This window comes from Micromonospora sp. ZG13 (genome assembly GCF_059359355.1).
Window position 1 is genome coordinate 1 of the sequence record NZ_JCADBQ010000045.1, and the last position, 1163, is coordinate 1163.

General features: G+C 72.8%; 1 protein-coding gene. It reads left to right on the top strand.

From position 1 onward, the window contains the following. Window positions 1-1163 (top strand): acyl carrier protein (locus AC5L34_RS29465; RefSeq protein WP_494827914.1); only part of this gene is annotated, 1163 nt, incomplete at both ends.

Sequence of the window (1163 nt, forward strand, 5' to 3'; positions counted from 1 at the left end):
GCCGAGGTCGGGTTGGAGCTGTTCGACGCCGCCCTGGGCGCCGACCGTGCGGCCCTCGTACCGGCCGTGATCGACGTTCCCGCGCTGCGGGCGGCGACCTCCGGCAACCCGGTGCCGGCCGTACTGCGCACCCTGATCGGTGCGACCGGCACCCGCCGCCAGGCGGGACAGGGCGGTGGCGGCTGGGCCGAGCGGCTCGCCGGGCTGACCGAGGACGAGGGCCGCGCCCAGGTCGACGTGCTGGTGCGTGGTCTGGTGGCGCAGGTGTTGGGGCACGGTGGCGTGGAGTCGGTGCCGGCGGATCGGGCGTTCCGCGAGTTGGGCTTCGACTCGCTGACGGCGGTGGACCTGCGTAACCGGTTGAACGCGGCCACGGGGCTGCGGCTGGCCTCGACGCTGGTCTTCGACTACCCGACCCCGGCCGTGCTCGCCGAATACCTGTGGTCGGAGCTGGCCGGCGTTCGCGCCTCGGTCGCCGGCCCGGTCGCCGGTGCCATCGTCGGCACCGACGAGCCGATCGCCATCGTGGGCATGGCCTGCCGCTACCCCGGCGGGGTGGAATCCCCCGACGAACTGTGGGAGTTGCTGGCCGGCGGCGGGGACGGGATCTCCGAGTTCCCGGCGGACCGGGGCTGGGACCTGGAGTCGCTGTTCGACCCGGACCCGGACCGCAGCGGCACGTCGTACACGCGCCACGGTGGCTTCCTGTACGGTGCGGCGGAGTTCGACTCGGGCTTCTTCGGGATCTCGCCGCGTGAGGCCCTGGCGATGGATCCGCAGCAGCGGTTGCTGCTGGAGGCGTCGTGGGAGTCGTTCGAGTCGGCGGGGCTGGACCCGCAGCGGTTGCGGGGCAGCCGGACGGGTGTCTTCGCCGGTGTGATGTACCACGACTACGCCTCCCGCCTCATGGACCTGCCGACCGAGGTGGAGGGCTACGTCGGCACCGGGACCTCCGGCAGCGTCCTGTCCGGTCGGGTCGCGTACACGTTCGGGCTGGAGGGCCCGGCGGTGACCGTCGACACGGCGTGCTCGTCCAGCCTCGTGGCGCTGCACCTGGCGGCGCAGGCGTTGCGCAGTGGTGAGTGCGATCTGGCGTTGGCCGGTGGTGTGACGGTGATGGCGACGCCGGGGACGTTCATCGAGTTCTCGCGGCAGCGTGGTCT